Source organism: Holdemanella sp. DFI.5.55 (assembly GCF_020593575.1).
In the GTDB taxonomy this organism is placed as follows: domain Bacteria; phylum Bacillota_I; class Bacilli_A; order Erysipelotrichales; family Erysipelotrichaceae; genus Holdemanella; species Holdemanella hominis.
Genome location: NZ_JAJDMK010000093.1, coordinates 1 through 6,967 on the forward strand (window position 1 = coordinate 1; position 6,967 = coordinate 6,967).

The window sequence follows — 6,967 nt, forward strand, 5'->3', positions numbered from 1 at the left end:
ATCTATTTAACAACAATGTGTTGAACTGATTACGCTACATATTATATGAGGAGGTAAAAAGATGAAAAAATGGAATGTTCAAACAATTGTATTAACGGCGATGCTTGCAGGTCTTGCCGGGGCACTGATGTCACTGGAATTTTCTTTACCAATGATGCCACCATTCTACAAGATTGATTTTAGTGATGTACCAAGTATTATTGCCCTATTTAGTCTAGGACCTGTATCTGCCACTTTAGTTGAAGTTATTAAATTGATTGTAAAAGTAGTGACTGTAGGAACAAATACAGCTTATGTGGGTGAACTCGCAAATCTTTTAGGCATTGCTCTATTTATTTTACCAACATGGTTTGTGTACAAGAAGATGAATAAGACAAGAAAAGCTGTTATTGTCTCTTTAATTGTTGGAATTCTAATTCGTACTGTATTCGCATGTTTATGTAATGCATGTATTACTTTGCCACTATATGCCAAAGCTATGGGAATGCCGTTAGATTCTGTTGTGCAAATGGTAGGTTCTGTAAATCCAAGTATTAAAGATTTAATTTCATTTATTGCATTTGCGACAATTCCATTTAACTTGATCAAAATCTCAGCTAACTATATCATTGGATATTTCTTGATGGAAAGATTGTCTGCCATTCGTCCAAGCTTTAAGTTTATTTATGAGGCAAATAAGTATGATTTGTAAGTATCAAGAATTAACACGTTTAGAAATGGAACAAGTCGATCGAGAAAACACAATTGTTTTGATTCCATTAGGTGCATTAGAACAACATGGAAATCAAGCACCACTTGGTACGGATACACTCATTGCCACAGCCATGTGTGACTATATTGAAAAAGAGTTAAAGGATGAGGACATACATTTATTGTTGTTTCCAGTCATTCCAGTTGGATTGAGTACGGAACATAAAGAGTTTTGTGGCTCTATTACATTTAAACCTATGACTTACTATCATATGTTGTATGACTTATGTGAAAGTCTAGCTCATCATGGCTTTAAAAAATTGGCTTTTCTTGTATGTCATGGTGGAAATGCACCGGTCGCAAATTTGATTTCTAGAGAAGTAAGAAGCGATTTTAAAGTGTATCCATTTGTATTAAACTCAGGAGCCTTTGATCATCCAGTTGTAAAGGCAACAATTTCTAAAGGGAATACTTTTGATTTTCATGGTGGAGAAATGGAAACTTCCATGGTCATGGCAATTGATGAAAGTTTAGTTAAGTTAGAAACAAGTGAAAAGGGTATTCATAAAAATACAGCTATGAAAGCACATTTGTCTTGGCTTGCATCGGATTGGGTAACTGAGCAGCAAAAACCAATTGGGATTGGTGGAGATCCAAAGGGTGCGACTAAAGAAAAGGGAGAAATCATTTTATCAATTAGCGCAAAAGAAATTGTTAAGGATTTGATTTTAATTCGTGACTTTAAAGAATAATATTTTGAAATGGTTTACATTTGATAAAAATGCGTTCACTCTTTATAATTATAAGTATGATAAAAGTAGCCATATTAGAATATGAAAAAGAAACTAAGGACATCGTTTTTCAATTATCTAAATTGTTTATGCATGAGGATTGGTGTTTTCGTCATTACTTAAAGGCGAGTGATCTGGCAAAACGGATGAAGAAAGAAGAGTATCAATTATTTGTGTTTGATGAAATGTTTAAGACGAATCGTATTGAAAGTGTATTTGTACATGATAATCCAAATGCGATTGTGATTTATGTGTGTGAAAATCCAATTAAGACGCGTGGCGATGATGAAAGAAGTCGTGTGTTCTATATTTCAAAAGAAAATATCGCAGATGACATTTCAGCTTATGATCAAATGATTCGTTCGCAATGTATTCAAAGTCATGTATATGAATTTAATTATGATGGAGTTCGTATGAATCTTTCGTATGAAGATATCTACTATTTGGAAAAGAATGAAAAGATGGTGTATTTCTATACAAAAAAAGGCGTTTTTCATAAGCGTGATAGTATGAATGCACTTGAAGAAGTGTTTAAAGAGTTCGGTTTTTTACGAGTACACGTATCCTATATTGTGAATTCTAAATATATTGTGGTTTGGTATAAAGATGAAGTTGAGCTTATAAACAAGGTTCTGATTCCTGTTTCGAGAGGAAAAAAACGAAAGATATCGATGAAATAACCGATTTTACCAGTAAAAAGGCGAGTTTTACCACTTGTCTTTTCTTTTTGATTTTGTTGGTTATAATGAAAGTGCAAAGAGAAGTAAGAGCAGAGAAAACTTCTCTTGAGACAAAAAGAGAGCGGTGAGAAGATGACAATAACATAGGGTTGAAACGGAAAGTTTTAACTATAAAAAGTTGAAGCTATGGAGAGAAGGCTCCAAAGGTTAAGCTAGAGGAATTCTAGAAAAAACATTCAGTGGAACTTAACAAGAAAAGGAAATAGGATTTAGATAAAGGGTTTTATTGAGTGAATAATCACAAAAAGGATAGAGTACTTGGAATGTTAAGGATATCATCCAATCTAGATCATGGAACTTAAAGATACTCATATATGGTCATACTTGAGAAAATGCTTAAGGAAAATGAATAGAATAAAATCATAATGCGGATGATAAAAAATTGGATAAGGTAGAAAAGTTATCCGGTTTAAAAAAAGTGAATAAATAAATCAGAGCAGATGGAATGTCTGCTCTAATTTTTGTATAATTGTCTCGGTGATGAAGATATGGAAATTAACTATTATGATAATCCATTCGCATCCAAAAGAACGAATGTGATTGCACGAAACGGAGTTGTCTGCACAGGAAATAATTTAGCTACACAAGCTGGTTTAAGAATGCTTATGCAGGGTGGAAATGCCGTAGATGCGGCCATTGCGACGGCAGCTTGTTTGACGGTTGTAGAACCATGTTCAAATGGACTTGGATCCGATGGATTTGCGATTGTGTGGATGAAAAATAAGATGTATGGCATGAACAGTTCAGGTCATTCTCCATATGCGATTTCGGCAGATAAAGTGGATGAAATTCCAAAACGAGGATGGATTCCAGTTACGGTGCCTGGTGCAGTAAAGGGTTGGAAAGCTTTAAGTGAAAGATTTGGTTCTTTGCCGTTTAAAAAGTTATTAGAACCTGCCATTGATTATGCAAGAAATGGATATCCAGTCAGTGCAGAGATTGCTCGTATGTGGAAAAAAGCATTAAATGCGATTCCAAATAGTGAGGAGTTTAAGAGCTGGTATGATACTTTTACTTTTGATGGAAAAACACCTGAACCAGGACAGATGATTTGCATGCCAAAACTTGCGGATGCACTAGAAAAGATTGCTGATACAAATACAGATTCTTTGTATTATGGAGAATTGGCAGATCGAATTGATGAAGAATCTAAAAGATTTGGTGGATTCTTACGAAAACAAGATTTAGAAGATCACAAGGTTGAATGGGTCAATCCAATTCATGTAGCTTATCATGGCTATCAAGTGTGGGAATTACCTCCTAATGGACAGGGCATTGTGGCTTTAATGGCTTTGAATGTTTTAAATAATTTTCAATTTAAAGAAAGAGATGTGGATTGTATTCATACGCAGATGGAAGCTTTAAAAATGGCTTTTGCGGATGCCAAAGAATATGTTACAGATCCTAAATGTATGAATATGCCAGTGGATGATTTGATAAGTGTTGATTATGGTAAACAAAGAGCAAGTCAAATTGGTCATTTGGCTTTGCCACCAAGGGTAGATAAGCCGCATGGCTCCGGTACAGTCTATTTGTGCACAGCAGATAAAGATGGCAATATGGTTTCATATATTCAATCAAACTATATGGGATTTGGTAGTGGCATTGTCGTAGATGGAGTTTCCTTACAAAATCGTGGATATGATTTTAGTTTAGATCCATCTCATGTAAATTACTTGATGCCTCATAAAAAGACGTATCATACAATTATTCCTGGTTTTTTGACAAAAGATGATAAACCTGTTGGTCCTTTTGGTGTAATGGGCGGTTATATGCAGCCACAGGGACATATGCAAGTTGTCACAAACATGATTGATTTTCATTTAAATCCACAGATGGCTTTAGATGCCAAACGATTTCAGTGGATAGAGAATATGAAATTTATTGTTGAGCCAGGCTTTGATGAGAATATAATTACTGAATTAAAGAAACGTGGTCATGAAATTGAAATAGAGTCCGAATTAGCAATGTTTGGACGTGGACAAGTCATTATTCGATTAGAAAATGGTGTCTATGTTGCAGGATGTGAATCAAGGACGGATAGTAATATTGCCTGTTATTAAATGTATGTGATAAAATTAGGGTAAATAGAAAAGTTGAGGAATTATACATGAAGCTTTTAGCTACAGATTATGATGGTACATTACGTTATGCACAGGATGTAATGCCAGAAGATTTAAAATCGATTGAAGAATGGAAAAATAAGGGGAACAAATTCGTGATTGTGACGGGTCGTTCTAAAGAATCGATTGATGCGCAAATCAAATTATTTAATTTACCATGTGATTATTTGATCACAAATAATGGTGGTATGGTTTTTGGCGAAAATGGAGATGTCTTGTTGTCGAATTATTTGAATTTTGATGTTTGCGTAGACATTTTACATAATGTTAAAAAATTAGACACTGTGATTAGTTATGTTGTAAATGATGGAATTCACCGTCATCGTATTGTATTGCAGCCAGATGCAGTGGATCATCGTTATCCAAATTTAAAACCAGATGTTACGGAAGCCGAATTGTTGGATATGACACATTTTGCGCAGATCGTATTATCAATGGAAGATACAGATTCAGCTTTAGAAGTGGCAAGTAAAATCAATGATTTGTATTATGAACAAGTTGTTGCTTATCCAAATAATTTCGTTGTTGATATTGTTCCAAAGGGGGTTTCTAAAGCGACAGGTATAGATTTCTTGATTGAATATGCGAATATCAAAGAAGAAGATGTATATACAATTGGTGATGGACATAATGATATTCCGTTGATTGAATTTGGTGTGCATGGTTCAGTTATGTCGTGTGCAGATGAAGATGTAAAAGCACATGCTCAAGTTGAGTATGATTCAGTAAGTGATTTAATTTCAAAAAATTTATAAATAAAATAAGGGGGTATTTTAGATGAGTTTCAGCTTATCTGATATTACATTCCTAATTCGATTATTATTGGATATTTTAGTAGTATGGGGATTGATATATTCTGGACTAAGAATTGTGCGTAATAATTCACGTACGATCCAACTCGTGAAGGGTGTATTGATTATCGTTTTAATCAAGGCTTTAGCCGTATGGCTAGGCTTAAATGCTTTAAATTATTTGATTGAAATGTTCTTGAATTGGGGAGTTGTCGTTATTTTGGTTGTTTTCCAACCTGAAATTCGTGGTATGTTGGAGAAAGTTGGTAAAACAACAGCCATCTTAACAACGGATGTCTCCGTTTCACAAATTCAACAAATGATCAATGAATTGGTAGAGGCATGCGCAGAAATGTCAAAATCAAAGACAGGAGCCTTGATTTCTATTGAAAGAACACAGAGCTTGTCCGATTTTATTCGTACAGGAATTGTGATGGATTCGGAAGTTTCAACTGAATTATTAGGAACAATATTTCAGTATGGAACACCAATGCATGATGGTGCCGTTATTATTCAGGGGAATAAAATAGCGTGTGCAGCAGCTTATTTTCCTCCAACCACAAAGGATCTTCCTAGTAAGTATGGAGCAAGACATAGAGCGGCTGTCGGCATTAGTGAAATTACAGACTCAATCACAATTATTGTGAGTGAAGAAACAGGAAATATTTCAGTTGCGGTCAACGGCCAGTTAACGCAATATCCACCAGAAGGTTTACAGCGTTATCTAACAAATATGTTAGTGACAGAATCAAGTCAAAATCCGTCTTCAATTCTTGTTCCTATGTTGTCTCAGGCCAAGTCCATGGGCAAACGTGCTAAAAAGCAGACTGAGGACGCAAATAAGGATGAGCGTGTGAAGGCAATTGAAATTGTGAATTTATATGAACAGAAAAAGGAGGGCAGTCAACATGGAATCTCCAAATAAGAAGAGCCCTTCTGTATGGTTTAATGAGTTGCGTGGTTTACTGACTTTGATATTTCAAAAAGTTAGTAAACTCGTAGACCGTGTATTATTTGATAAAAAAGGATCTGTAATTATTTCTTTGGTTTTATCCATCATGATTTGTGTTGTGATCAACTATGAAGATATTAGTTTAAAATTGTTTAACGATACCAGAACAACTGTGGATCTAAGAAATGTAGCTGTTGAAGTACTAGCAGATACAGATAAATATGATGTGGCTGGTGTGCCAAGTACAGTAGATGTTTCATTAACTGGAGATGCGACAAGTATTCAGGTATTCCGTTCAAAGGGTAGTGTGCAAGTCGTAGCTGACTTGAAAAAACATTCGGAAGGTAAAAATATCATCAATTTAAAGGTAAAGAATTTGCCAGAAAAAATTGAAGCTGTTGTAGATCCTGCTACAATTGATGTTACACTTTCTAAAAAAGTTACAAAATCATTCACAATCCAACCAGAATTGTTGGTGGGATCAAATCAAAAGGTAACTGATTTTGAAACACCTACATTAGATGTGATGACAGTTAAAATTACGGCAAGCCAGAATCAATTGAATTCAATTCGAATTGTGAAGGCGTTGATTGACTGTACAGGTCAAATTCAAGATTTTGAGGCTAATGCAGCGTTGGCGGCTTATGATGCGAAGGGTAATCGAGTAAATGTTACACTATCACCAGAGACAGTACATGCAAGTGTGAAATTAGCTAAAAATACATCATCAGACAAGGAGGATTCAGAGTAATGGGTAAGTATTTTGGAACAGATGGAGTTCGTGGAAGAGCGAATGAAGGTTTAACTTTGGATATGTCCATTAAAATTGGACAATATTTAGGCTGGTATTATGGAAAAGAAAAACATGCGAAAATCTTGA

8 protein-coding genes are annotated in these 6,967 nt (G+C 34.9%); all 8 read left to right on the plus strand.

The window, feature by feature from the left end:
- The first annotated feature begins 61 nt into the window (after positions 1–61).
- Positions 62–691, plus strand: coding sequence for an ECF transporter S component (locus LJE08_RS12255; RefSeq protein WP_227403369.1), 630 nt, complete (start codon positions 62–64; stop codon positions 689–691).
- A complete protein-coding gene (locus LJE08_RS12260) occupies positions 681–1,442 on the plus strand; it encodes a creatininase family protein (RefSeq protein ID WP_227403370.1) in 762 nt (253 codons plus the stop codon). Before LJE08_RS12255 ends, LJE08_RS12260 begins: the two co-directional genes overlap by 11 nt.
- A gap of 56 nt (positions 1,443–1,498) precedes the next feature.
- Positions 1,499–2,161 (plus strand): LytTR family DNA-binding domain-containing protein, encoded by a 663-nt coding sequence (locus tag LJE08_RS12265; RefSeq protein ID WP_186998939.1) that lies wholly within the window; start codon positions 1,499–1,501, stop codon positions 2,159–2,161.
- A 548-nt stretch (positions 2,162–2,709) separates the two neighbouring features.
- Positions 2,710–4,284: a gamma-glutamyltransferase family protein gene (locus tag LJE08_RS12270; protein ID WP_186998938.1), complete on the plus strand. Its 1,575-nt coding sequence runs from the start codon at positions 2,710–2,712 to the stop codon at positions 4,282–4,284.
- 47 nt (positions 4,285–4,331) lie between these two features.
- Complete coding sequence (locus tag LJE08_RS12275; protein ID WP_199593202.1) at positions 4,332–5,099, plus strand: HAD family hydrolase; 768 nt, start codon at positions 4,332–4,334, stop codon at positions 5,097–5,099.
- Between the two features lie 22 nt (positions 5,100–5,121).
- Entirely contained in the window at positions 5,122–6,060 is a 939-nt protein-coding gene (gene cdaA, locus LJE08_RS12280; RefSeq protein WP_117925567.1) for a diadenylate cyclase CdaA, read from the plus strand.
- The gene (locus tag LJE08_RS12285) at positions 6,044–6,838 is read left to right on the plus strand and encodes a YbbR-like domain-containing protein (protein WP_227403371.1); all 795 of its coding nucleotides are present in this window, start codon (positions 6,044–6,046) and stop codon (positions 6,836–6,838) included. Before cdaA ends, LJE08_RS12285 begins: the two co-directional genes overlap by 17 nt.
- Positions 6,838–6,967, plus strand: a 130-nt coding sequence (locus LJE08_RS12290) for a hypothetical protein (RefSeq protein ID WP_227403372.1), incomplete at its 3' end; no start/stop codon positions are given. The genes LJE08_RS12285 and LJE08_RS12290, both read left to right, overlap by 1 nt.